Origin of the sequence: Streptococcus sp. KR, from assembly GCF_002238115.1 — a bacterium.
In the GTDB taxonomy this organism is placed as follows: Bacteria; Bacillota; Bacilli; order Lactobacillales; family Streptococcaceae; genus Streptococcus.
The window spans coordinates 22,487-46,877 of record NZ_NGVM01000019.1 but is presented as its reverse complement, the minus strand read 5'-3'; the positions used below and the strand labels follow the sequence as shown (position 1 = coordinate 46,877).

The following is a 24,391-nucleotide window of genomic DNA, read 5'->3' as shown; positions in this document are numbered from 1 at the left end:
ATAGTATCATGAGCAATTCTTTCAAAAAAATTAGACTGTTAAAAATTCCTCTAAGTCACTAAGGGCACGCTCTGCAATTTTTTCATATCGAGCCTTCTTATCACGGATACGTTCGCCTTCCAACTCCTTGATAATACCGAAATTAACATTCATTGGTTGGAAATGTTTGCTGTCAGCATGGGTGATGTAATGAGCTAAGCTTCCAATCGCTGTCGTCTCTGGGAAAATAGCCTCGCTTTCTCCCTTGAAAAGACGAGCCGCGTTAATTCCCGCAACTAAGCCTGACGCTGCTGACTCAACATAACCTTCCACACCCGTCATCTGACCAGCAAAGAAGAGATTTGGTTGTTTCTTAGAACGATAAGTCTGCTCAAGAAGATTCGGTGAATCCATGTAAGAATTGCGGTGCATAACACCATAACGAACAAACTCCGCATTTTCAAGGCCTGGAATCATTTGGAAGACACGTTTTTGTTCTCCCCATTTGAGATGGGTCTGGAAACCAACGATATTGTAGAGGCTACCAGCAGCATTGTCCTGACGAAGTTGGACAACCGCGTACGGTGTTTTGAATTCTCCATCACGAGGTCCTGTGTAGTCATCTGGATACTCCAAACCGACTGGTTTCATAGGACCATAAAGCATGGTTTTAATACCTCGTTTGGCCATGACTTCGATAGGCATACAGCCTTCAAAGTACTTTTCTTTTTCGAAAGAATTAAGCGGTGCTTCTTCTGCATTGACTAAGGCTTCATGGAAATCCATAAATTCTTGCTTGGTCATTGGAGCATTGAGGTAGGCAGCTTCTCCCTTATCATAACGAGATTTGAGATAGACCTTGCTCATATCGATAGTATTGACATCGATAATAGGCGCTGCCGCATCATAGAAATAGAAACCATCGCCATCATTAAGGGCATGAATCTTCTCAGCCAAGGCATCGCTAGTCAAGGGACCAGTAGCGACAACTGTGATAACATCTGTCGGCAATTCTGTAATTTCATCACGAATCACTTTAATCAAGGGGTGGTTGATCACTTTTTCGGTCACCATTTGGGAGAAACCATCACGGTCCACCGCAAGGGCACCACCTGCAGGAACACGTGTAGCTTCAGCAGACTCTAAGATGACAGAACCCAAGCGACGCATTTCTTCCTTGAGGAGACCAACAGCATTGGTCAAAGCATCCCCACGCAAGGAATTAGAACAAACTAACTCTGCAAAATTATCTGTTTTGTGTTGAGGTGTTGACTTGACACCACGCATTTCATAGAGTTTAACTGGAATACCACGTTCTGCTATTTGGTAGGCTGCTTCTGACCCTGCCAAACCAGCACCGATAACATTGATATAAGATTGAGACACGACACTAATACCTCTTTGGGTGGAACCTCAGTCCATATTCAAACAAGCTACTGGACTGTTTGACACCCACAAATCTTTCTAATTTTTTCTTCTACTAGTATAACAAAAAAAGGGAAGAAGGCAAACTTCCCTGTTTAGTCATTTTCTTGGTTTTCTTCCCAGTCGTGGTAGGCAGCGTAGAGTTGACTCTTATTCCACTGGTAAATCTTAGCAACTTCCTTAATAGCTTGGTTTTTCTTCATGCCTTGCTGGATGCGGACTTGGATTTCTAAGAACAAGTCCTCCTCATCTTTTTCCTCCACATCCTGACTGGCACCTTCAACGATGAGAAGGCATTCTCCCTTAAGTGGCGTTTCAGCTATGCTTTCTAATAACTCTAAAATGGTACCTCTTTGGTATTCTTCATAGATTTTAGTCAATTCCCTAACCAAGACGACCGAGCGATTACCGTAGACTTCTAGCATATTTTCTAACGTATCTGCCACACGATGAGGCGATTCATAGAAAATCTGGGTTTCAGGATAGTCTTTTTTCAAGTCGAAAAATTGCTTTTGCTGGCCTGATTTTCTCGGTAAGAAGCCGTAAAAGATATGTGGCTGTGGCGCTAAACCACTGGCAATCAAGGCAGAAATTCCTGCAGAGGCACCTGGAACAGTCACAACCGCAATTTCTTCCTCAATGGCTGCCTTGACCAAATCATGACCAGGGTCTGAGATACTAGGCAGACCTGCATCGGATACCTGAGCAATACTTTGCCCTGCTTTCAGGAAACCAATCAAATCAGGAATCTTTTCCTTGGCATTGTGCTCATGAAAACTAACCTGCTTGGTAGAAATGTCAAAATGCTTGAGCAATAGACCTGTATTGCGCGTGTCCTCAGCAGCAATCCAATCTACTTCTTTTAAGGTCTGGATAGCACGAAAGGTCATATCATCTAGATTGCCAATCGGCGTTGCCACTAGATACAGCTTGCCATAGGGAGACTGCCCCTTAAAACTTTTTTGAATCTGCATGCTTACTCCCTGTATAACAACTCGTCACAGAACATACATTCCTCGTCCTGCTCTCGACGTTGTCCATAAAAATCATTACATACGTGAAAACCATCTTTATAAATTCGACGGACACTTTCACGAACATGCTTGGCCTTGACGGGAGCGTCTGCTTCCACCTCACCCAAGCGTTCTCGCAACTTACTATTTTCCAAACGAAGAGCTGTATTTTCCTCTACCAGGCTCTTGAGATTTTTCTTGATGGCTTCCACATCGGCCAAGGTTACCAATAACTGTTGGGAAAAATCATCCAGCGCGTCAAATAATTCTTTTTTGTCCATAAAACAGCCCTTTCCTTTCTTTATCGTTCATTTTTGAGTTCATATTTCTTTCAAGACCAGATATTCCACGGCAATTTGAAAGCTGACATTAGCTTGCCACATTTTTCTAGCTTCTAGCAAATCTTGTAGAATCACTCTTACTCTTGCTTGTAGGATATCTTGTCCACAGAGGACTTCAAGAATCCGTAAAACCTGATCTTGTTTTTCCTTATCATCTGCCAAGCTAGCTAGTTTGGAAACTTGCAAATAACTTTCTTTTTTCTTAGCTACTAACCAAGTCAGCAGGCGTTCACTTTCATCGACCAATGTCCAAAAACTTGCCTGATTAGCCAACTTTTCTGCTTCAGCTCGCGATTGACTAAACTGGGCTAAAAGAGTCGCTTTTTTCTTAACCAGACCCATTTGTTCTAAGAGCAAGATGAGTTTTTCTTCTTGCTTTTTAAAGTGGAAAATCTGGGTCCGACTTCGGATTGTCGGTAAAATCTTCTCCTCATCGCTGGTCAAGAAGAAAATATAAACCTCACTCTGGGGTTCTTCGATGACCTTGAGCAGAGAATTGGCTGCATTAGGATGCATTTTCTCAGCCTGATCGATAATAAAGACCTGCTGCTGGCTTTCAATCCCTGCTTGAGAAAACTGCCCCACCAATTCCCGAATGCGTTCTGTCTTGATGACCTGATTGACTGGTTTAATCAAAGTGACATCGGGAAATTCTCCCTGTTCAATCAGTTTACAATTCCGGCATTTCTCACATGGTAAAACACCTACTTTATCTGTACAAAAGAGGCCCTTAGCTAAAAATTGCGCCATTTCCAAGCTTCCAAAGAAACCTGAAAAGAGATAGGCATGATTGAGCTGATCTTGTTCTAGGATACGGACAAAGCGGTCAAACTGATCTGGTTGCCAGGCCTTTAGTTGTTCTTGTTTCATTTGGCCAAGCCCATTCTATCAAACAAAACTGCCTTGGTAGTTTCCACAACTTGCTCCAAAGGGAGGCTGGCATCAATCTTGACAATGCGATTTCCTTCTTTTTCCAGAAGAGAAAGGTAGCCTTGACGGACTTTTTTATGCAAGTCCAACCCTTCCAAGTCCAAACGATTGACCTCGCGGTCACTATTAGCAGCAATGCGAGCCAGTCCTTCTTCCACCTCGATGTCAAAATAGAGGGTCAAATCGGGTTTAAGGCCATCTGTCGCAAACTGATTAAGCCAGTCAATGGCTTCAATGTCCAAACCACGACCAAATCCCTGATAGGCAACAGAACTATCGATGAAGCGGTCCATAATGACCACCTTGCCAGCTGCAAGGGCAGGGAGAACTTTTTCCACCAAGTGCTGTCTGCGACTGGCGATATAGAGAAGGAGTTCCGTTTTAGGATCCATCTGAGTATGACTTGGGTCCAAAATCACTTCCCGAATCTTCTCCCCAATCAAGACTCCGCCAGGTTCACGGGTCGTCAGCACCTCTACCCCTTTTTCCTCTAAAATTGGTAGCAGAGCCTCTAAAACACTGGTCTTTCCTGCTCCCTCTGGTCCCTCAAGAGAGACTAAAAATCCTTTTGACATGTCTAACTCATTTCTTTTTTACTACTTCTATTCTATCAAAAAAATGGGGGTTTGTGACAATCTTTTTTCTTCTCATTTCAACCACCATAAAAGAGGCAGATAAAACTACCTCTTATTTACCTAATTCTTGTGTTCGTTTGTAGGCTTGACCAACTGCATCCATGACTGTTCCTCGGAAAGCATGCGCTTCTAGACTTGCTACGCCAGCGATAGTCGAACCACCTGGGCTACAAACTTTATCTTTTAAGACCCCAGGATGTTGCTGGCTTTCTAGGACCAATTGTCCAGCGCCGACAACTGTTTGAGCTGCCATTTTCAATGCCGTTTCTCTTGGCAATCCTGTCTGAACACCTGCATCTGCCAAGGCCTCAATAAAAAGATAGACAAAGGCCGGCCCACAACCTGCAAGACCTGTCGCTGCATCAATTAAGCTTTCCCCAAGTTCAATCAAGAGACCAGCCTTGGCTAAAAGCTGACAAAAAAGTTCACTGTCCTCAGCACGACAGTTTGCTGATATGGCATAACTAATCACTCCTTGCCCGATAGAAGCAGGGGTATTTGGCATCATACGAATAATTCGGTGCTGACTTGGAAGAAGACTAGCCAGTTTTTCCAAGGTCAATCCAGCTGCCATGGAAATCAAAAGAAGACTTTCTCGTTTTTCAAGGATGGTCTGGTATTGAGAAAGCAAGTCTGAGAACTGAGCTGGCTTAACACCTAGAAAAATCACATCTGCTTCTGCAAAGATTTCTTCGTTGCTGGAAGCTTGACCGCCAAAGTCAGAAATGAAAGAATACACCTTGGCTTGACTACGATTGGCAAGGAGAAGGTCATCACCCGTCTTGGCCTGCAAAACAGCCTTGGCCAAACTAGCTCCCATATTCCCCAAACCGATAAATCCAATCTTCATCTCTTACTCCCTTACCTGTCCGTCACCAGTAACCACATACTTGTAGCTAGTCAACTCCTTCAAGCCCATTGGACCACGCGCGTGCAGTTTCTGAGTAGAGATCCCCATTTCACAGCCAAGACCAAATTGGCCACCATCTGTGAAACGAGTTGAGGCATTGACATAGACTGCTGCAGAGTCCACTTGATCTGTAAAGTATGCTGCAGCTTCGGCATTTTCCGTCACAATGGCGTCCGAATGATGGGTGCTATGAGCTTCAATATGCGCAACCGCTTCTTCTAAACTACTCACGACCTTAACCGCTAGGACATAGTCTAAAAACTCAGTGTCAAAGTCTTTGGCCTCAGCTGCTTGACCTGAAACAAACTGACTTGCTGTGCTATCTAGGCGGAATTGAATTGGTTCCAACCCAGCTTCTTTTCGATTCTCAACCAGCACTTGCTCCAAGCGAGGAAGGAAGCTTGCTGCCTTGACTTCATGAACCAGCAGAACCTCCATGGCATTGCAGACAGAAGGACGACTGGTTTTGGCATTGTTGATGATAGACAGAGCCTTGTCTTCATCTGCATCCTTATCCACATAGACATGGACAATCCCAGTCCCTGTCTCGATAACTGGTACAATAGCGTTTTCAACCACTGCATTGATCAAGCCAGCTCCTCCACGAGGAATGAGGAGGTCTAGATAACCCTTGGCCTTCATCATGGCATAGCTACTTTCACGGCTAGTATCTTCCACTAGTTGAATCACATCTGGATGAATGGTCGTGGTCTCCAAACCCTTCTTCAGGGCTGTGACAATGGCATGGGCTGTTTGATAGGCATCCTTACCACTACGAAGAACAACCGCATTCCCACTCTTGAGAGCCAAAGCAGCCGCGTCAGACGTCACATTTGGACGGCTTTCATAGATTATACCAATAACTCCCATAGCTACACGTTTCTTTGTGATAACCAAACCATTTTCAAGCTGATTGGTTTCTAAAACTTCACCGATTGGATCTGGTAAAGCAACCACTTCACGAATCCCAGTTGCCATCGCTTCTATACGACTTGCATCCAAATAAAGACGATCCAGCATCACATCTGAGATTTTACCCTTGGCCGCTTCCATATCGAGGGCATTGGCTGCTAAAATCTCCTCAGTAGCTGCTAATAAGTGATCAGCCATGGCTAGCAATGCTTGGTTTTTTACCTCTTCACTAGCTGTGTTAATCGATTTTTTAACAGCCTGTACCTGTTCAAATTGTTCTTGTGTACTTACCATAGTTTACCTCTAAAATTCTGTAAAGAGTAGTTGGATTTCAGGAGTAATGGAAATCCAGTCATCACGGTGAATCAAGACACCCTTGGCTTTTTGAGAACGCAACATATCCTCCAAAGCAGATGCACCAAATTGCACGCGTCCTTTTCCAAGTGATTTTCCACTTTCCTTGTCAAATACTGTCACGATATCACCGTAAGAAAAGGCTCCTTCTGCGTCAACAATACCAGATAAAAGGAGACTCTTGCCATATTGAGAGAGAGCTTCTGCAGCACCTTTATCAACCCAAATAGAACCTTGACTCTGAGCATAAAAAGCCAGCCATTGTTTCTGGGTACGAAGTCCCTTCTCTTGCGCAACAAAGTAGGAACCATCCTTGGTCTCCTCAGCCGCCTCAATCATAGCGTCTGACTTCAAGGATGAGCAGATATAAACAGGAACTCCTGATTCTGTCGCGATAGTTGCAGCTTTGATTTTTGTTAGCATGCCCCCAGTTCCGTTTGAAGAGCCAGCTCCACCAGCCATATCAATAATCTCACGATTGATGGTCTCAATTTTCTCCAAGCGTTTGGCTCTTGAATCTGAATTAGGATTTCCAGTATAAAGACCGTCTACGTCTGTCAAGAGGACCAAAAGGTCAGCTTGGACCATGGCAGCTACCTGCGCACTCAGAGTGTCATTGTCCCCAACCTTGAGCTCATCAATAACGACACTGTCATTCTCATTGATAATAGGAATCGCCCCACGGCTAAGTAAAACTGACAAAGCCTGATGGGCATTTTTATAACGGCGCTTATCCACAAAATCATCCTGAGTCAGCAAAATTTGTGCAGAAACGATTTGGCGCAAGAGAAGATTGGTCGTGTATTCTTCCAACAAAAGCCCTTGTCCTACCGCTGCTGAAGCCTGTTTATCAGCAATCTTAGTCGGACGCTTTTTAAATCCTAAAGCCCCAAAACCAGCCGCAATGGCACCTGACGACACCAAAATCAATTCATGACCAGCCTCGTGCAGCATAGCCAACTGTTGGGTAATAGCTTTTACTTTACTACGTGATAAACTTCCATCCTCATTCGTCAGAGAAGAAGTCCCCACCTTAAAAACGATTCGTTTGTATTTCATAGATTCACTCCGATTCTTCATATTTATCCATTATAACATGAATGGCAGGAAATAGAAAAGAGTTGATAGGAAAAAGGTCGAGACAAGCCATCTCAACCTTTTATCAAATCTAATTCTTTCTCAATCTCTCCAAGGTTTCCTTAAAAATCTCTGGGATATCTGCTGTAAATTCCAAAGTCTCACCTGTTCTCGGATGGGTAAATCCTAGCGTCTTGGCATGAAGAAATTGTCCATGCCCTTTCAAAGTCTTGCGAGGACCATAGACTTCATCACCAGCGACTGGATGACCAATATAAGCCATGTGAACACGGATTTGATGGGTGCGACCTGTTTCCAGCTGCAGCTCCACTAAGCTATAATCACCACAGCGTTCCAAAACGTGGAAACGGGTCACTGCAGGTTTCCCTTTAGCATTCACAGCCTGTTTCTTACGGTCTTTTTCACTACGGCCAATCGGAGCTTCAATGACACCACGATCATTAGGCAGATTTCCATGAACAATCGCCCAATATTTGCGAAGAGACTTTTTATCCTTGAGTTCTTGAGCAAGTGCTAGATGCGCCTCATCGTTTTTAGCAATCATGAGAAGGCCTGACGTATCCTTATCAATACGATGAACAATTCCTGGACGCAGAACCCCATTGATACCCGATAAATCCTTAATATGGTACATAAGGGCATTTACCAGAGTTCCACTAGTATGACCAGCACTCGGATGCACAACCATTCCTTGAGGCTTGTTAACGACGGCCACATCCTCATCTTGGTAGATGATATCTAGCGGAAGATTCTCAGCTACATACTCTAAAACCTCTGGTTCTGGCACATGGTAAGTGACGACATCGCCCTCTTGGACAGTGTATTTAGCTTTCTTGACTTGACCATTGACCAAGACCTGGCCTGATTTGATTTGTTCATTCGCGAGACTGCGTGATAATTCTGTCAAATCCGACAAAGCCTTATCCAAACGCAGGCCACCAGTTTCAATTTTAATTTCCATTTATTTCCTCTTTTAACATTGCAATCAATAAAATAATCACTCCAACCGTCAGATAGCTATCTGCCACATTGAAAATTGCAAAATTGATAAAGTCAAGGTGGAACATATCCACAACAAAGCCCTGACTGATCCTGTCAATGAAGTTTCCAAGACCACCTGCGATTATCAAGGTCAAACCCAAGACCATCCAGAGTGAGTCCTCCATGTGTTTATGTAGATACCAAATGGCACCTACTATTACGACCAGTGTAATGATAGCAAATAAGAACTGCTGATCTTGTAAGATAGAAAAGGCTGCCCCTCGATTTTGCAGGTAGGTCAAGCTAACGAAATTGGGAATCCAAGAGCGCACTTCACCCAGTGGAATCTGCTGGACGATATAGGATTTGACTAACTGATCCAGCGCAATCAACAGCAGTACAATGACTGCCACTATTCCTCTTTTTTTCATGATTTCCTCTTCTGATTAAAATATTCTTGCATGACTTCTACAAAGAGAGTCCCAGCTTGACTCAGCTCCACTTCTTCACGTTTAACATAAACCATGCGATTATCTAGGTTATCCTTGAGACGAATAACTGTGATACCATTAACACTATCACTATCTAAAAATCCAGAACCTGTCGCATAGGCGTCCGTCCGCTCCAAAATACCATTCAAAGTAGCACGGTCTGTCACATTAAACATCTGTGAGCTAGCGCTGGTATCGACAAAGTTCTCCGAATAATAAAGGTACTCGTCTTTCTCTTGAGTAAAACGAACCGTTGGTAAATCAGCTAAATCCTCCATGACCAATTCCTCTTTCTGGGCTAAAGGATGCCCTTCACGAAGATAAATATGGGTATGAAAGGGTATCAATTCAATGACCTCCAGACCTAGCTTTTCAATCCGTTGCATGATCCCTTTTTTATTTTGATTGTTGAGGTAGATAATCCCAATCTCACTATGCCCTTGCGCTACTTCATCTAAAATTTGAACAGTAGTTGATTCAAAAATACGAAAGTTCTTATAATCAGGATAGCGCTCTGAAAAGGCCGTAATGGTTGGTGGCAAGAAGTCATAGTGCTGACTAGCAATGGAAAATTCATCCTTTTCTTCCTCAGGATTGGCATACTGATTTTGAAAAATATCAAATCCTTTAACCAATTCTTGCGCTTTTTCATAAAATTCCATACCACGACGAGTCAAGAAAGTCCCTGAGCTGGTCCGACGGAAAATCTTAAAGCCCAACTCTTTTTCCAAATCACGAACAGAAATAGACAGACTCGGCTGACTAACATACATCTTTTCAGCAGCTTCACGAAAAGTACCGCTATTCGCAATAGCCACAACATAGCGTAATTGTTGAATGTTCATCTTCTACCCCCAACTTCTTTATCTTTTCATTATACCATATTTTAGAAGTTTTCCAAAAAGGAAAAAAGTCTGGAAATTTTCAAGTCTAATCGAATACTCTAATACCCCAATACAAGAATTAGAATGATATCTTTTTTCAGTCCTCATTTTATTTCAAACAAATAAAAACAGCAAATCTTGTTGATTTACCGTTTAAAACATGATACAAGAAAACTCTCTAAAAATTTCTTTTATTCTATAAATCAACTAGAATAAGCTTCTTCAACCCTATTCGCTATATCTGGACTTACCTCCCAAATCCCAACATAGGGTTGTTCAATATATTGTTTTTCTTTCATAGTATATAGATAGGCTACACTATCATTTTCTTCATTCTGATGAGAGAATTTGATAATGATGTAATCTTTAACATTTGTCGGTTGATCATTTAAACTTTCTAAAGTTGTGGAGGTGGACTGCTTCTGTATCTCGTCAATCAATTTTGAGATTTCTTCTCTCTTGGTTATAGTTTTAATATCTTCAGAGATTTTTTTCTGCAGGGAAATTACAGAGATCGTTTCAGGTTCAGGAAGAACAAGTTTTTTCTTACTGACACAAGCAGATAGAACAAGAAAAGAGATTGAACAGACTATTATGGTGATAAGATGTTTCATACAAGTTTACATCCTTTCATTCTTCTTACTTCTTCTCTTAGATATAATTATAATATCATACCTTATCAATTTTTACAATATCTTATTCCCTTATAAAATTCATTATTGTAAAAGGGTCACATTCCACTATTTTATAATTGTATCTAAAAGACAAAGTAGCCGACAACTTCGCTTCTTACATAGGGTTTTAAAATATGGGTACCAAAATGGGTATCAAAACAAAAAAAGAGGCTCTCCGAAAACTCGGAAAGCCTTATTTTAAGCCGTTTCTAGCTTCCTCACCTTTACATTCAAGGCTCGGGATAAAAAGGTTTACTGGACCTTTTTATTTAGCGATTGGGTAAACAGAAACTTGTTTTTTATCGCGTCCTTTACGTTCAAAGCGTACTACGCCTTCAACTTTAGCGAACAAAGTATCGTCTCCACCACGTCCAACGTTTACACCTGGGTAGATGTGTGTACCACGTTGACGGTAAAGGATTGATCCACCTGTTACAGTTTGTCCATCAGCTGCTTTAGCTCCAAGACGTTTTGCTTGTGAATCACGTCCGTTTGATGTAGAACCTCCACCTTTTTTGTGGGCGAAAAGTTGCAAGTTGTTAAGAGTCATTTTTAACATAATGTTTTCCTCCGTGTTAGTTTTCTGTGATAACTCTGGTTTGGACGAACTCAGAAGAGTTCTCCGATAAGTTTGCCATACCTAAGAAAAATGATTCAAAGAATAACTGGGTCATTTCTCTCTGGTGTGAAGGAAGATCTTTTGGTATTTCAACCATCAGATAGCCACCTTCATCTTCGTTTAATTCTAGGATTGGTTCATAGCCTGCAAATTTCTCAATAGAATTGATAAAGTTAATGGCAAGCGTAGAAACCGATGCACACACGACATCTAAGCCGTATTCGCCACTCTCGGCGTGTCCAGTAATTTCCGCACTCCTCAGCTCGCCATCTTCGGCTCTCTCAAAGACTGCTTGTATCATGTGTTCTCCTTAAAATTAAGCGTTGATTGCGTTGATGACAACTTTAGTATATGGTTGACGGTGACCTTGTTTACGGTGGCTACCTTTTTTAGGTTTGTACTTGTAAGTAACAACTTTCTTTTGTTTTCCTTGTTTTTCAACAGTTCCAACTACAGTAGCTCCAGCAACAAGTGGAGTTCCGACAACAGTGTTTTCACCACCAACAAGAACAACTTCGTTAAAAGTAACTTCTTGACCAGCTTCAACGTTCAATTTTTCAACGTAAACTGCTTGACCAACTTCAACTTTAACTTGTTTTCCGCCAGTTTTGATAATTGCGTATGTGCTCATTATGCACCTCCTATGATTTTTATGGGTTTCCCCGAATTTTTTGTGAAGACTCGCCTAGCATCGTGGGACAAACCACTTAAAAGAAGAGCTCTAAGTATAACAAAGAATAAACTAGGAATTGAGCCGAAGACATAACTTATGTTAGGCAAGGCGACAATGACGAAGTTTAAATTTGTTATACGACGAGCAACGATGTTCGTGCGGTTGCACAGGATTGTGCATAGTCAACTCTTCAAGTATAGCATATCTCCTATTTTCTTACAAGTAATAACACCTAAAATGAAGCTTTTTCTTTTACTTTTTTTCGCCAAGAGGCAAAAAGCATGCTAATGTAAAAAATGCTCATCATAATAGGAACACCAAGAATGGTCTTTTCATGATAGAAAATCGTCAAATAGGCTGAAAAGACAACGCCAAGGACAAAACTACTAAGCAGGCTAACAAATATGAATCCTTCACGTAAAAATGGTGTGTGCTTGGTCCTAAAATAATCTCCAAAAGCTAGCATGGTCCGTTTGATATTCCCCGTCATAAAAGCGTTATTATAGGCAATACCCGACACTTCTCCAAAAGCAGTTGTCACCAACCCCATACAGAAGGCCAAGGGCGGTACTAGATAGATATTATCTACAGTTTGCGGCACAAAACCAATAATGATTGATAGGATTGCCAAAGGAATCAATGACAGAATCGGTTTTTTCACAATTCGCAATTTTTCCTTATAAACTGTTAGTAAAAAGACCCCCATCATAAAAGCTAGCAAGGTCATTACTTTAGCACTCGCATCTGACACATTATGTTGAATAAGTCCCACTGAAAGAAATACGACATTCCCAGTTTGTCCAGCTACAAGAGTATTCCCTCGCACAATAAACGTATAGGCATCTACATATCCTGCACAAAACGTCAAAAAAAGCGCTAGCCTCTTAGACTGACGTGATATTTTTCTTATAGGTAATAACCTCATTTTCCCTCCCATTTCATTTACTCATCTCATTATTGTACCACTTTCTTTGAAAAAGACCTAGTAGCTTATTTGAAATTTTTTCCCCTCTGTTGGATAGTCCTGTCTATCTATGTTATAATGAAAGAAGGATTTGAAATTGGAAAAGGAGTAACTATGCTTAAATTAGGTGTCATCGGAACAGGGGCTATCAGTCACCACTTCATAGAAGCAGCCCATATCAGTGGAGAATACCAGCTGGTCGCAGTCTATTCTAGAAAACTAGAAACTGCGGCAACCTTTGCTTCTCGCTATCAAGATATCCAACTCTTTGATCAATTAGAGAACTTCTTCAAGAGCTCCTTTGATGTTGTCTATATTGCTAGTCCAAACTCCTTGCATTTTGCTCAGGCAAAAGTTGCATTATCTGCTGGCAAACACGTCATTCTTGAAAAGCCAGCTGTCACTCAGCCACAAGAATGGCTGGATTTGGTTCAAACAGCTGAGAAAAATCACTGTTTTATCTTCGAAGCAGCTCGTAATTACCACGAAGAAGCTTTTACTACTATCAAAAACTTTTTAGCAGACAAGCAAATTTTGGGAGCAGATTTCAACTATGCCAAGTATTCTTCCAAAATGCCGGACTTGTTAGCTGGACAGACACCAAATGTCTTCTCAAATCGTTTTGCTGGCGGTGCTCTCATGGATTTGGGGATTTATCCTCTCTACGCTGCCGTTCGTCTCTTTGGAAAAGCTCAAGACGCGACCTATCAGGCTCAACAGCTTGACAATAGCATGGACCTGAATGGAGACGGAATCCTCTTATACCCTGACTTTCAAATTCATATAAAAGCTGGGAAAAACATCACTTCCAATCTTCCTTGCGAAATTTATACGACAGATGGAACCTTGACCCTCAACACCATCGAGCATGTCAGCTCGGCTATTTTTACCGACCACCAAGGCAATCAAATCCAACTCCCTATCCAACAGGCTCCTCATACGATGACCGAGGAAGTCGCTGCATTTGCACACATGATCCAGCAACCAGATCTGAATCTCTACCAAACTTGGCTGGAAGATGCAAGTTCAGTTCATAAGCTACTATATACTATGCGCCAGACTGCTGGCATTAGATTTGAGGCAGAAAAATGAAAACCAAACTACCGACTGAATGGCAAGAACTGAGTGACCAACTCGGTTTCCAAGAATTCACTCCCATTCAAACCCAACTATTTGAGCCCGTTCTTGCAGGAGAAAATCTTCTAGGAGTGAGCCCAACAGGAACTGGTAAGACCCTCGCTTACCTCCTACCAAGTCTTCTCAGACTGCAAAAGAAAAAAGCCCAGCAACTCTTGATTCTAGCACCCAATACAGAACTTGCTGGACAGATTTTTGATGTATGTAAAACGTGGGCAGAGACTATCGGTTTGACAGCCCAACTCTTCCTATCAGGTTCAAGTCAGAAACGCCAGATTGAACGACTCAAAAAAGGACCAGAAATTCTAATTGGTACTCCTGGTCGTATCTTTGAGTTGATTAAATTGAAAAAAATAAAGATGATGAATGTAGAAACCATCATCTTGGACGAATTTGACCAATTGCTAGATGAGTCTCAAATTCACTTTGTTGAGAAAATCACCCACTACGCACCTCGTGACCACCAACTCATCTACATGAGTGCGACGACCAAGTTTGACCAAGAAAAGATTTCGCCTAATACACGTACCATTGATCTCTCTGATCAAAAATTGGACAATATCCAGCATTTCTACATGCAGGTAGACCAACGTCACCGAGTGGATATGCTACGAAAATTGGCTCATGTAGAGGATTTCCGCGGACTGGTCTTCTTTAACAGCCTATCAGACCTTGGCAGTGCGGAAGAAAAATTACAATATAGTGATATCTTGGCTGTTTCCCTCGCTAGTGATGTCAATGTCAAATTTAGAAAAGTCATCTTAGAAAAGTTTAAAGACAAGCAACTAACCCTGCTTCTCGCAACAGACCTTCTGGCACGTGGAATTGATATCGATAGTCTAGAATGCGTCGTAAACTTTGATGTTCCTAGAGATAGTGAAACCTACACTCACCGTGCTGGCCGTACAGGTCGCATGGGTAAAGAAGGTTATGTTATCACTCTCGTCACTCATCCAGAAGAACTTAAAAAACTCAAAAAATTCTCAAATGTCCGTGAAATTGTCCTAAAAAATCAAGAACTCTATATCAAATAAGCTTGGAGAGAGCCAACCTCTGATTTAAAATAAAATCCTCAGAATACGAGTTTCTATGGACCTTATCTCAAGACTGAGCCTAGGACAATAGTCCCTTATCTCCAAAAAAGCAACGTATTTGCCGTTGCTTTTTTGTGGTTGAGAACTATTTTGTCTCAGGCTCTTTTTGCTTACTAAAAATTAAAGAATTCCATAGCCTGTTTGAAAAGTAAATCAGTATACTCTGGGTTTTCTTGGGCAATAGTAACCTGCTCTTGAATCATTTCCAAGTCATCTGTTATCATTCCATCTGCTCCCAAATGAACTGATTTATCAAAGGACTCTGAACTATTGATGGTCCAAACGTACAATTTCTGATCCGTATTCCAAAGCTTGTTGACAAAATTTTCATCTAAAGTTGAATACTCCATGGTATAACCTGTAGCCTTGGTTCTTGGAAAAATACTATTATAAGGTAGGATGAAATAGATTGGAATTTGAGAATCGTAGGCTAAAACCTGATCAATCACATGGTAGTCCAAGGATTGCATTTGGTGACCATTCTGCTTAAGAACCGTTCCATATTTTCCCATAAAGCGTTTCATCATATCTGGGCTATCTTTTCGACTGGTTTTAATTTCAATGAGGAGTTTTTGATGTAATTCATTGGCTTTATTGAGATAGTCATCAAAACTGGACACCTTGCTATGATAACCATTTTCTAAAATATCAAGTTTAGTTAATTCTTTCAAAGTTAGATCCTGTGGATTGGCATTAACTCCTGTCAGATTCTTGATATTAGCATCATGCATCATGACAAACTGGCCATCTTTTGTTTCCTGAACATCTGTCTCAACGAAATCTGGACTTAGTTGGGCTGTCTTTTCTAAAGATTGAACTGTATTCTGCACACCATTCTTATTAGATACTCCCCTGTGAGAGATAATTAAAGGTTTATTGGCAACTGGAGCTTCCAAATAAACATAACCCTCAAGAGCGAAAAAGATACAAGCACAGCCCATCACTCCCCATCTCATCCAGTGATCTTTCTTTCTCCTTGGTGTGGTCTCTAGCTCTTCTCCTGTTAGGAAGGAAACAAACTTAATGAGAAAATAAGTCAAGGCTATGTAGTGGAAATTCTTAATCAAGACAAAGTTGATAATTCCCATCACAAGAGATTCCTTATGAGTCAAACCATCCATCAGTGCCTGACTTGTCAAGATTGGAATCAATAAAAGAATGAAAAATAGGTAGGTTTTGACGATAATCCAGAGCAAGTTCCAAGTATAAAACCAGGAGTGCTTTCTTGTCTTTTCTAGACTATATCTGACTGCTTCTTTGACTGTTTTCTTCTCAAATAAAAGCTGGGGTAGGGCAAACATCAAACGTATTGAAATGTAAAACAGCAGCGAGGCTAGAACAGTGATTACCAAACCGACTAACCAGTACTTATCTTCCACATAGGCTACTATGAATTCCGGAATCACGATTTTATTGAGGTAATAAATCTTTAAAATCTTTCGAATCAATGGAAAGAGCATCATGACATAAAAGAAAATAAAGGCCATTTTGGAAATCGTCACTTGTCTTATGAATAAGAAACTCTGACGAAAGACCTTGCGACTGTACTCCAGCAGAGTTCTCTTTTCATGATAGAGGAGGTGTCGAGCTCCGATAAAGAGGAGTCCTAGCTGGTAATAGGCAATCAGTAAATTAACGATTACCAGAACAAATAAAGCAAGGCTAACAAAGGGAGAACTCTTTATAATGGCAAAAATATTGTTGTAGGAAAGAAAGAGATAACCTGTCTGTCGGAGTAACAGTCCAGCAATCCAAGAATTAAGTGGTAACCAGACAAACTCAATCATCATGAATATCAAGAAAAAGAGGAAGAGAATTTTATCTAGATTAAAGTAGATTTTCCTAAAACCTAGATTTTTAGGTTTTTCAGGTTTCATAGGCACTCCTAGTCAAATAATTGAGACAAGTCCAAGCCTCCAAAAGGATTGTTTGATAGACTACTTTCCGTCTCTAACAATTCTCTAGCTTGATCTGACTCTAAGAAAGACTCGTAAACACGCGCCGTCATCCGAGCATCCTCCAAGCTATTATGAGACTGACCTTGAAATCCAAGAAAGGAGGCAACGGTTTGCAATTTGAGATTGGCAATACCATGTAAATCCGAACTCCGACGTTCAAAAGCTTCATCATACAAATCCACCTTATATTGCAGGCTGTAGTCTAAACCATGCTCTGCTAGAATAGGCAAATCACTTTTAGCAGCATTGTAGCCAACCATGTGTAAAGAACCCACAAACTCTTGGAAATCTTTTATAACTTTCTCCACTGGAGGAGCATCTTTTAAGGTCTCGGCTGTAATCCCAGTCAAACCATTGATAAAACTTTTTAGAGGTACACTGGTATGAACATAAGAATCATAGGCATCTATTTCCTGACCATCTCTAAAATGCACTGCCGATACTTGAATCAAGTGTGTTTGTCCCTCGTGCTGATTAAATTCTAAATCGAAAGCAATGTACTCTTCTAATCGTTCCATTCTATACCTCTCCTCTACTGTTATTTTATACTCTTCGAAAATCAAATTCAAACCACGTCAACGTCGCCTTGCCGTAGGTATATGTTACTGACTTCGTCAGTTCTATCCACAACCTCAAAACAGTGTTTTGAGCAGCCTGCGGCTAGCTTCCTAGTTTGCTCTTTGATTTTCATTGAGTATTACTTGAGCAACTATACTATTTAGATTAGAAATAAAAGAAGCCATCAGGTTAGCATTTAACCTAAACAGCTCCTTGATTATCCTCCAAATAAACGAGCAAAAAAGCCTTTCTTAGTTGATTGGACTTCTTCTTTTGCTTGGTCCAGCTCTAGCTTAAGATTTTCTTGATCCTTCATGGCTTGAAGGGTCAATTGTTGCTGCTGATCGAGTTGTTTGTCTTTCTCAGCAATCTGACGGTCTTTGATACGCATCTGCTCGTCTTTTTCTGATAACTGACGATCCTTGGCTTTTAATTGTTCATAGAGACGAAGAATTTCAGCATTCTTCTCATCAACCAGAATCTCCATCAGTTCACGCTGCTTGACATCTTCACTGACAGGCTCATCTTCAAAAATCGTTTTTTTATAGATTTCTTCTAGCTTAATCAAGCCACTTCTGGTAACTACTGTTACCCCTTTGTCATTTTTATCTGTGTCTTCTTCTGGTAATTCTTTGACACGGTTATTGATTGCTTGGCGAGACAATCCTAAGACCTCTGCAATCTCACTGACGGTCATTTCAATACTCATAATATCCTCTGAAACGTTTTCTAGCTTTTCTTTACTTAAATCTTATCATAAGCTAGAAAAACTGTCAAATTTCCGCTTAATCTAAAGCCTTCAAAAAGGCTAACAAGACTTGGGCAGAGCGACGTCCAGCTTCGATAATAAACTCATCAAAAGAGATGTTTGCTTCATGGTTGGCATTATCACTCATAGCTCGGATGACTAAAACTGGAAGATTAAGGGCATGCGCTGCCTGAGCAATAGCTGCCCCCTCCATCTCCACGGCTAAAACATCTGGGAAATGGGACTTAATCGCTTCTATCTTGTCATTTCCTGCAACAAAACTATCTCCTGTAGCAATCAAACCAAGATGCCATTTTTGGTCCAATTGAGATAAACTCTCTTGGATTTTGGCAACAAAGGTTTTATCTGATTCGAAATAAAGCGGTTGTTGCGCCATTTGTCCATAAGCATAGCCAAATGCTGTGACATCCACATCATGATAGGCTAATTTGTCAGCAATCACGACATCCCCAACAGCGATACCCTCTGCTACTGCACCAGCAGATCCCGTGTTAATCAAAGCATCCACTCGAAAATGATCAGCCAAAATCGCCACACTCATAGCAGACATGACCTTACCAATTCCACTTTCTACAAGAACGACTTCATGCGAGGCAATGGTTCCAGTATGATAGGTATTGTCTAAAACAACTTGCTTCTGGGCATTTTCTAGATACTGGACCAGATACGCTAGTTCTTCTGGCATAGCCGCAATAATTCCTATTTTCATTTCAATTCCTTTTCTATTACAAAAGTTTCATTGCTAAGACAAGCAAAATTAAGAGAAAGATGACTGCAAATAAGATTTTATTCAGTTTAGAATTGAAGACATTTCTCTTGGTATTTTCAATGCGACGGCTTTTATGAATAGACGGTTCGACCTGAATCTTCAAGGTTTCTTGGCTAAAACCATGATCCTTAGGGTTGGCATAACCAAAACGGGAAGAAGAGGTTGGTAAAATTTTTGTCTCCTCATCATTTAGCAAAGGAGGACCTGAAATCTTTTCGCCTCTATTAGCTCTTTCAATCATTTCATCCGTTAATAAAGGTTTACCCATACTGACCTCCTCTATTTTTTGTGTAATTCCCAATACTGAACAGCCATAATCGTCTTGGCATCACAGATATGACCTGATTGGATCAATTCCTTGGCTTCCTCTAAGTTCACTTCAAGGACTTCCAAGGTCTCATCTTCATCCTGCGGACGCGGATTTTCCACTTTCGTCAAATCGCTTGCTCGGTATAGTTTTAATTTTTCATTACAAAAGCCAATGGCTGAGTAAAAATCGTACAAGAGTTCTAATTTCCCTGTATAGGCTGTTTCTTCCTCTAATTCACGAAGGGCTGCTGCAACAGGGTCTGTATTTTCTCCTACTTCTAATTTTCCGGCTGGAATTTCGTAAGAGACTGCCTCAATGGCTTTGCGGTACTGCTTGACCAAGATAAGTTTTTGCTCATCCGTTACTGCTAAAACACAGACAGCTCCATTGTGGAAAATCAAATCCCGTTGGGCAGTTCCCTTGCCTTCTGGTAATTCAACCTGATCTTGGACCAGTTTAAAAATTGGTCCAAGATAGATTTCTTTTCGGCTAAGCGTTTTTTCTTCAAATTCCATGATAAGCTCCTACTGATTATTAGGATGATGAGGAAGGCGTGTTGCATATTCGTCTTTATTGACCTGACGACCGCGACCAATCGCAATCGCATCTGCTGGCACGTCTTTGGTAATAGTTGAACCCGCACCAACGAGGGAATTGTCACCAAGTTCTACTGGCGCAATAATGGTTGAATTTGAACCAACAAAGACATTGTTACCAATGACTGTTTTGTATTTGTTTTTGCCGTCATAGTTGACTGTAATGGTTCCAGCACCAAAATTAACCTTGCTACCCACTTCACAATTTCCGATATAAGTCAAATGACCAGCCTTAGTATTCTCACCGATTGAAGAGCCTTTCACCTCAACAAAGTTCCCAATGTGGACTTGGGTAGCTAGGCTTGAACCTGGACGAATGTGGGCATAAGGACCGACTGTCACACCGTCTGCAACACTACTTTCCTCAATCATAGAGTTGGTAATAACAGCTCCTGCTCCGATAGTGCTATCCACTATATACGTTCCATTTGTCAAAACAGTCTCAGCACCAATTTTCGTTTGCCCTTTCAAGGTAACATTGGCTTCGATTTGAACTTCAGGAGCAATCTCAACATCAATATCGATATAAGTTGCTTCTGGGTTGACAAAGCTGACCCCATTGACCATGTGTTTATGATTGATGCGACGACGCATAACCGACTCAGCAGTCGCAAGAGCCACACGGTCGTTTACTCCAAGACTCTCATCAAAATCTTTTAACGTATAAGCTCCGACTTTTTCACCAGCCTCACGGAAAATACCAATGACATCTGTAATATAGTATTCGCCTTGAGCGTTATTGGTATTGATATTTTTCAAAGCCTCAAACAAGCGTTCGTTGTCAAAGACATATGTTCCAGTATTGATTTCCTTGAATTGTTTCTCAAAATCTGTAGCATCCTTTTGCTCAACAATGCGAAGAACCTCAGCATTGTCATTACGTACAATTCGTCCATAGCCAAAAGGATTATCTGTTTCAGCAGTCAAGATAGTAGCCACATTTTTATGATTGATGTGGAAATCAATCAAGTTTTTCAAGCTTTCACCTGTGATTAAAGGAGTATCTCCTGCGATGACCAAGGTGTGACCTGACAAACCTTCCAAAATTGGCTCTGTCATCATAACCGCATGACCAGTCCCTAACTGTTCAGATTGAGTCACAAATTCTGTCTGTCCAGCCAAGACCTGCTCAACCAATTCCGCCTTGTGTCCTACAACTGTTACTGTCTTTTCAGGTTGTATAGCTCCCACACTACGGAAAACATGTTCCAACATAGAAATACCCGCAACCTTGTGCAAAACTTTTGGCAAATCCGATTTCATGCGAGTTCCTTTACCCGCTGCTAAAATAATGGCATAATTTGACATAATCTTCTCTTTTCTCTAGAAATTCCCTTTTATTATACCATATTTCAAATCATTCCGCGCTCTTGAATGAAAAAATGCTCTAAAGTCCTCTATTAACCCATTTTTGAGTATTTTTTTTTGATTTTTTTTCATTTATAAGGTAAAATTATAAGATATGAGAAAGAAAATTAATCCGCTTATTTTGTTTGGTTTTTTTGGGATTATGATTTTCATTTTAATCCTAAATCGCCCTCGTTTTGAGGACCATCCTGTAAAAACAAAGTCAAATATCGCGCAAGTAGAATCGCAAGCGCTACATAATATAGATAAACCGGTGATTGATGTTTCTGGTTGGCAACGACCTGAGGAAATTAATTACGATACTCTCTCCCAAAACATTTCAGGAGCTATTGTTCGCGTCCATAGTGGCGCTCAGTCTTCAAAAGAGAATGATGCTTCCTTTGTTAATGGGGTAGACAAGGCCTTTAAAACCCATATTACCGAGTTTCAAAAACGAAATGTCCCAGTTGGGGTCTATGCCTATGTAGCTGGAAAAAGTATCCAAGAAATGGAAAAGGCTGCTGAAAGTTTTTATAATTCCGCATCGCCATACAGCCCTAGCTACTATTGGCTAGATGTGGAAGAAAAAACCATGTCCAATATGAACGAAGGTGTTGAAGCCTTTCGTGCAAAACTAGAATCACTAGGTGCTAAAAATATCGGAATCTACGTTGGGGTCTATTTCATGGAAGAACACAGTATTGATACTGACAAGTTTACGTCTGTGTGGATTCCTTCCTATGGTTCTGACTCAGGATTTTACGAGGCAACTCCTAAGACTGATATAGATTATGACATTCACCAGTACACTTCTAAAGGAAAAATTGCTGGCTTTGACCACGATTTGGATATCAACGTCATCTCTTCTTTAAAAAATAAAGAAGAAACCTTTAGAAAACTCTTTTTAAAACCTTAAAAGCATTTGTTTCTCATTTGCTTTTTCTTTTTGTTTTAGATTGTGATACAATATAGTAAGGATTTTTTGAAATAGAAATAGTTGGAGGAAAAATATGCTCTCATGGTTAGCACGCGTTATTAAAGGGATTGTCATTGCTCTGGGATTTATCTTACCAGGAATTTCCGGAGGGGTTCTAGCAGCAATCTTAGGAATTTATGAACGAATGATTGGTTTTCTGGCTCATCCCTTTAAAGACTTTAAAGAAAATGTTTTGTACTTTATTCCAGTTGCCATTGGTATGCTTCTGGGAATCGGCTTATTTTCCTACCCGATTGAATACCTGCTTGAAAATTATCAGGTCTTTGTCTTATGGAGCTTTGCAGGAGCTATCATTGGTACAGTTCCTAGCCTCCTCAAAGAATCAACTCGAGAATCTGATCGAGACAAGATTGATTTAGCTTGGTTCTGGACAACCTTTATTATTTCTGGATTAGGACTCTATGCCTTAAATTTTGTCGTTGGAACCTTGAGCGCCAGCTTTCTTAATTTTGTCCTAGCTGGTACACTGCTGGCTCTTGGCGTATTAGTTCCTGGCCTCAGTCCATCAAACCTACTTTTGATTTTGGGGCTCTATGCTCCTATGTTGACTGGTTTTAAAACCTTTGACCTCTTGGGAACCTTCTTCCCGATTGGAATCGGTGCAGGTGCAACTCTCATCATTTTTTCAAAATTGATGGATTATGCCTTAAACAACTACCACTCACGTGTCTATCATTTCATCATCGGTATCGTCCTTTCAAGTACCCTTTTGATCTTGATCCCAAATGCAGGAAATGCTGAAAGTATCCAGTACACCGGTATTTCTCTTGTTGGGTATGTCATCATTGCCTTCTTCTTTGCACTGGGAATCTGGCTTGGTATTTGGATGAGCCAATTGGAGGATAAGTATAAATAATGGCAAAAAAAGTTAAAATCAAAAAAACATTGGTGGAACAAATCCTGTCTAAAGCAGGTATCCCACATCAGGGGATTCAAATCAATGCCCTGGAAGGAGAGCTTCCTCAAGGTTATGAACGAAATCAGATTTTCAAAACCTTGGCGCTTTTGGGAGATAAAACAGGACCAATTATCGGAATTGTCCCTATCACTCAACATTTGTCTGAAAAGAAACTAGCCAAAATTTCTGGCAATAAAAAAGTGAGCATGATTCCACAAAAGGACTTGGAAAAAACAACTGGTTACATTCATGGAGCCAATAATCCTGTCGGAATTCGTCAGAAACACAATTACCCCATTTTTATCGATAAAATCGCCCTAGACTTGGATCAAATGATTGTCTCTGCCGGAGAAGTTGGTCATAGCATCATCATCAATCCAAAAGAACTAGCCACCTTTGTTAAAGCAGACTTTGCAGATATTTTGGAGGGCAACTAAGAATGAAACTCTACTTTGTCCGCCACGGCCGTACCCTCTGGAACCAAGAAGGACGCTTTCAAGGCGCTAGTGGCGATTCTCCCCTTCTTCCTGAATCCATTGACACCCTAAAACGACTTGGCCAATATCTCAAGGAAATTCCTTTTAATCAGATTTATTCAAGTGATTTACCTCGAGCGGTCAAATCTGCTGAGATTATCCAAAGTCAACTCCAGACACCCTGTCCTTTAGAAAGTGTTCCTAATCTCCGTGAATGGCAGCTGGGGAAGTTAGAAGGTTTGAAAATCGCAACCTTGGAATCTATTTACCCACAACAAATCAAAGCTTTTCGATTTAATCTTGCTCAATTTGACACTCAAATGTTCGGAGCCGAATCCCTCTATAGCACCACGCAACGGACCATCCAATTTATCAAATCATTAAAAGATAGTCCAGATGAGCGTATTCTAATTGTCGGTCACGGTGCCAATCTTACTGCCAGTCTCCGTACTCTTTTAGGTTATAAAGAGCCACTTCTTCGTAAAGATGGAGGCCTAGCAAATGCCAGCCTGACAATTTTAGAAACTCATGATTTTGAAACATTTACACTCGATACTTGGAATGATACTTCCTATCAATAACAGAACTTGATTTTAGCG

The 24,391-nt window shown here is 40.9% G+C and carries 29 protein-coding genes, 1 pseudogene and 1 other annotated feature; of the genes and pseudogenes, 7 read left to right on the top strand and 23 right to left on the bottom strand.

Features of this window, described 5'->3' with window-relative positions:
* Nucleotides 1-30: 30 nt before the first annotated feature.
* The 11 genes from trmFO to CBI42_RS08780 all read right to left on the bottom strand — a co-directional run bounded on the left by trmFO (nt 31) and on the right by CBI42_RS08780 (nt 9,914).
* Nucleotides 31-1,365: a methylenetetrahydrofolate--tRNA-(uracil(54)-C(5))-methyltransferase (FADH(2)-oxidizing) TrmFO gene (gene trmFO / locus CBI42_RS08830; protein ID WP_094753802.1), complete on the bottom strand. Its 1,335-nt coding sequence runs from the start codon at nt 1,363-1,365 to the stop codon at nt 31-33.
* Between the two features lie 134 nt (nt 1,366-1,499).
* Nucleotides 1,500-2,378 carry a 16S rRNA (cytidine(1402)-2'-O)-methyltransferase gene (gene rsmI, locus CBI42_RS08825; protein WP_094753801.1) on the bottom strand — a complete coding sequence of 293 codons (879 nt, stop codon included), beginning with the start codon at nt 2,376-2,378 and terminating at the stop codon, nt 1,500-1,502.
* Nucleotides 2,379-2,380: 2 nt separating this feature from the next.
* A complete protein-coding gene (yabA, locus tag CBI42_RS08820; protein ID WP_000358227.1) occupies nt 2,381-2,698 on the bottom strand; it encodes a DNA replication initiation control protein YabA in 318 nt (105 codons plus the stop codon).
* 39 nt (nt 2,699-2,737) lie between these two features.
* On the bottom strand, nt 2,738-3,628 hold the full coding sequence (locus CBI42_RS08815) for a DNA polymerase III subunit delta' (RefSeq protein WP_094753800.1): 891 nt from the start codon (nt 3,626-3,628) through the stop codon (nt 2,738-2,740).
* Nucleotides 3,625-4,263, bottom strand: coding sequence for a dTMP kinase (gene tmk, locus CBI42_RS08810; protein WP_094753799.1), 639 nt, complete (start codon nt 4,261-4,263; stop codon nt 3,625-3,627). The genes CBI42_RS08815 and tmk overlap by 4 nt, the downstream gene beginning before the upstream one ends.
* A 112-nt stretch (nt 4,264-4,375) precedes the next feature.
* Nucleotides 4,376-5,173: a pyrroline-5-carboxylate reductase gene (proC, locus tag CBI42_RS08805; protein ID WP_094753798.1), complete on the bottom strand. Its 798-nt coding sequence runs from the start codon at nt 5,171-5,173 to the stop codon at nt 4,376-4,378.
* Between the two features lie 3 nt (nt 5,174-5,176).
* A complete protein-coding gene (locus tag CBI42_RS08800; RefSeq protein ID WP_094753797.1) occupies nt 5,177-6,439 on the bottom strand; it encodes a glutamate-5-semialdehyde dehydrogenase in 1,263 nt (420 codons plus the stop codon).
* Nucleotides 6,440-6,448: 9 nt separating this feature from the next.
* On the bottom strand, nt 6,449-7,558 hold the full coding sequence (gene proB, locus CBI42_RS08795; protein ID WP_218822066.1) for a glutamate 5-kinase: 1,110 nt from the start codon (nt 7,556-7,558) through the stop codon (nt 6,449-6,451).
* Between the two features lie 109 nt (nt 7,559-7,667).
* Nucleotides 7,668-8,558, bottom strand: a complete 891-nt coding sequence (locus CBI42_RS08790) for an RluA family pseudouridine synthase (protein WP_094753795.1) — start codon at nt 8,556-8,558, stop codon at nt 7,668-7,670.
* The gene (gene lspA / locus CBI42_RS08785; protein WP_094753794.1) at nt 8,548-9,009 is read right to left on the bottom strand and encodes a signal peptidase II; all 462 of its coding nucleotides are present in this window, start codon (nt 9,007-9,009) and stop codon (nt 8,548-8,550) included. The genes CBI42_RS08790 and lspA overlap by 11 nt, the downstream gene beginning before the upstream one ends.
* Nucleotides 9,006-9,914 (bottom strand): LysR family transcriptional regulator, encoded by a 909-nt coding sequence (locus CBI42_RS08780; RefSeq protein ID WP_049488647.1) that lies wholly within the window; start codon nt 9,912-9,914, stop codon nt 9,006-9,008. Before CBI42_RS08780 ends, lspA begins: the two co-directional genes overlap by 4 nt.
* Here CBI42_RS08780 and CBI42_RS13275 point away from each other — a divergent pair.
* Nucleotides 9,907-9,981 (top strand): annotated as a pseudogene (locus CBI42_RS13275) (AraC family transcriptional regulator); the annotation flags it as partial. The gene CBI42_RS08780 and the pseudogene CBI42_RS13275 overlap by 8 nt on opposite strands.
* Before the next feature lie 175 nt (nt 9,982-10,156).
* Here the strand turns inward: CBI42_RS13275 and CBI42_RS08775 are convergent.
* The 5 genes from CBI42_RS08775 to CBI42_RS08755 form a co-directional block, all read right to left on the bottom strand.
* Nucleotides 10,157-10,567 carry a DUF5301 domain-containing protein gene (locus CBI42_RS08775; RefSeq protein WP_094753793.1) on the bottom strand — a complete coding sequence of 137 codons (411 nt, stop codon included), beginning with the start codon at nt 10,565-10,567 and terminating at the stop codon, nt 10,157-10,159.
* 325 nt (nt 10,568-10,892) lie between these two features.
* Complete coding sequence (gene rpmA / locus CBI42_RS08770) at nt 10,893-11,186, bottom strand: 50S ribosomal protein L27 (RefSeq protein WP_000916509.1); 294 nt, start codon at nt 11,184-11,186, stop codon at nt 10,893-10,895.
* A gap of 16 nt (nt 11,187-11,202) precedes the next feature.
* Nucleotides 11,203-11,547 carry a ribosomal-processing cysteine protease Prp gene (locus CBI42_RS08765; RefSeq protein WP_000613699.1) on the bottom strand — a complete coding sequence of 115 codons (345 nt, stop codon included), beginning with the start codon at nt 11,545-11,547 and terminating at the stop codon, nt 11,203-11,205.
* Nucleotides 11,548-11,562: 15 nt separating this feature from the next.
* Complete coding sequence (gene rplU, locus CBI42_RS08760) at nt 11,563-11,877, bottom strand: 50S ribosomal protein L21 (RefSeq protein ID WP_000109141.1); 315 nt, start codon at nt 11,875-11,877, stop codon at nt 11,563-11,565.
* A gap of 36 nt (nt 11,878-11,913) precedes the next feature.
* Nucleotides 11,914-12,093 (bottom strand) — a sequence feature (ribosomal protein L21 leader region).
* Between the two features lie 58 nt (nt 12,094-12,151).
* Nucleotides 12,152-12,856, bottom strand: coding sequence for a YoaK family protein (locus CBI42_RS08755; RefSeq protein WP_094753792.1), 705 nt, complete (start codon nt 12,854-12,856; stop codon nt 12,152-12,154).
* Nucleotides 12,857-12,997: 141 nt separating this feature from the next.
* Here CBI42_RS08755 and CBI42_RS08750 point away from each other — a divergent pair, with 141 nt between their 5' ends.
* The gene (locus tag CBI42_RS08750; RefSeq protein ID WP_094753791.1) at nt 12,998-13,975 is read left to right on the top strand and encodes a Gfo/Idh/MocA family protein; all 978 of its coding nucleotides are present in this window, start codon (nt 12,998-13,000) and stop codon (nt 13,973-13,975) included.
* A complete protein-coding gene (locus CBI42_RS08745) occupies nt 13,972-15,054 on the top strand; it encodes a DEAD/DEAH box helicase (protein ID WP_094753790.1) in 1,083 nt (360 codons plus the stop codon). Before CBI42_RS08750 ends, CBI42_RS08745 begins: the two co-directional genes overlap by 4 nt.
* A 173-nt stretch (nt 15,055-15,227) precedes the next feature.
* On the opposite strand, the gene CBI42_RS08740 is transcribed toward CBI42_RS08745, so the two are convergent.
* The 7 genes from CBI42_RS08740 to glmU form a co-directional block, all read right to left on the bottom strand.
* Nucleotides 15,228-16,991 (bottom strand): glycerophosphoryl diester phosphodiesterase membrane domain-containing protein, encoded by a 1,764-nt coding sequence (locus CBI42_RS08740; RefSeq protein WP_142294093.1) that lies wholly within the window; start codon nt 16,989-16,991, stop codon nt 15,228-15,230.
* An 8-nt stretch (nt 16,992-16,999) separates the two neighbouring features.
* Nucleotides 17,000-17,590 (bottom strand): 3'-5' exonuclease, encoded by a 591-nt coding sequence (locus CBI42_RS08735; RefSeq protein WP_094753789.1) that lies wholly within the window; start codon nt 17,588-17,590, stop codon nt 17,000-17,002.
* Between the two features lie 257 nt (nt 17,591-17,847).
* Complete coding sequence (rocS, locus tag CBI42_RS08725; RefSeq protein WP_000021242.1) at nt 17,848-18,339, bottom strand: chromosome segregation protein RocS; 492 nt, start codon at nt 18,337-18,339, stop codon at nt 17,848-17,850.
* Nucleotides 18,340-18,415: 76 nt separating this feature from the next.
* A complete protein-coding gene (locus tag CBI42_RS08720; RefSeq protein ID WP_070478823.1) occupies nt 18,416-19,108 on the bottom strand; it encodes a 5'-methylthioadenosine/adenosylhomocysteine nucleosidase in 693 nt (230 codons plus the stop codon).
* A gap of 16 nt (nt 19,109-19,124) precedes the next feature.
* Nucleotides 19,125-19,436 (bottom strand): cell wall synthase accessory phosphoprotein MacP, encoded by a 312-nt coding sequence (gene macP / locus CBI42_RS08715; protein ID WP_094753788.1) that lies wholly within the window; start codon nt 19,434-19,436, stop codon nt 19,125-19,127.
* Nucleotides 19,437-19,447: 11 nt separating this feature from the next.
* On the bottom strand, nt 19,448-19,993 hold the full coding sequence (locus tag CBI42_RS08710; protein ID WP_094753787.1) for an NUDIX hydrolase: 546 nt from the start codon (nt 19,991-19,993) through the stop codon (nt 19,448-19,450).
* 9 nt (nt 19,994-20,002) lie between these two features.
* A complete protein-coding gene (glmU, locus tag CBI42_RS08705) occupies nt 20,003-21,382 on the bottom strand; it encodes a bifunctional UDP-N-acetylglucosamine diphosphorylase/glucosamine-1-phosphate N-acetyltransferase GlmU (RefSeq protein ID WP_094753786.1) in 1,380 nt (459 codons plus the stop codon).
* A 154-nt stretch (nt 21,383-21,536) separates the two neighbouring features.
* Here glmU and CBI42_RS08700 point away from each other — a divergent pair, with 154 nt between their 5' ends.
* The 4 genes from CBI42_RS08700 (at nt 21,537) to CBI42_RS08685 (ending at nt 24,373) form a co-directional block, all read left to right on the top strand.
* On the top strand, nt 21,537-22,337 hold the full coding sequence (locus CBI42_RS08700) for a glycoside hydrolase family 25 protein (RefSeq protein WP_049487118.1): 801 nt from the start codon (nt 21,537-21,539) through the stop codon (nt 22,335-22,337).
* A gap of 94 nt (nt 22,338-22,431) precedes the next feature.
* The gene (locus tag CBI42_RS08695) at nt 22,432-23,274 is read left to right on the top strand and encodes a DUF368 domain-containing protein (protein ID WP_094753785.1); all 843 of its coding nucleotides are present in this window, start codon (nt 22,432-22,434) and stop codon (nt 23,272-23,274) included.
* Nucleotides 23,274-23,753, top strand: a complete 480-nt coding sequence (locus tag CBI42_RS08690) for an aminoacyl-tRNA deacylase (protein WP_094753784.1) — start codon at nt 23,274-23,276, stop codon at nt 23,751-23,753. The genes CBI42_RS08695 and CBI42_RS08690 overlap by 1 nt, the downstream gene beginning before the upstream one ends.
* A 2-nt stretch (nt 23,754-23,755) precedes the next feature.
* The gene (locus CBI42_RS08685; protein ID WP_094753783.1) at nt 23,756-24,373 is read left to right on the top strand and encodes a histidine phosphatase family protein; all 618 of its coding nucleotides are present in this window, start codon (nt 23,756-23,758) and stop codon (nt 24,371-24,373) included.
* Nucleotides 24,374-24,391: the final 18 nt, after the last annotated feature.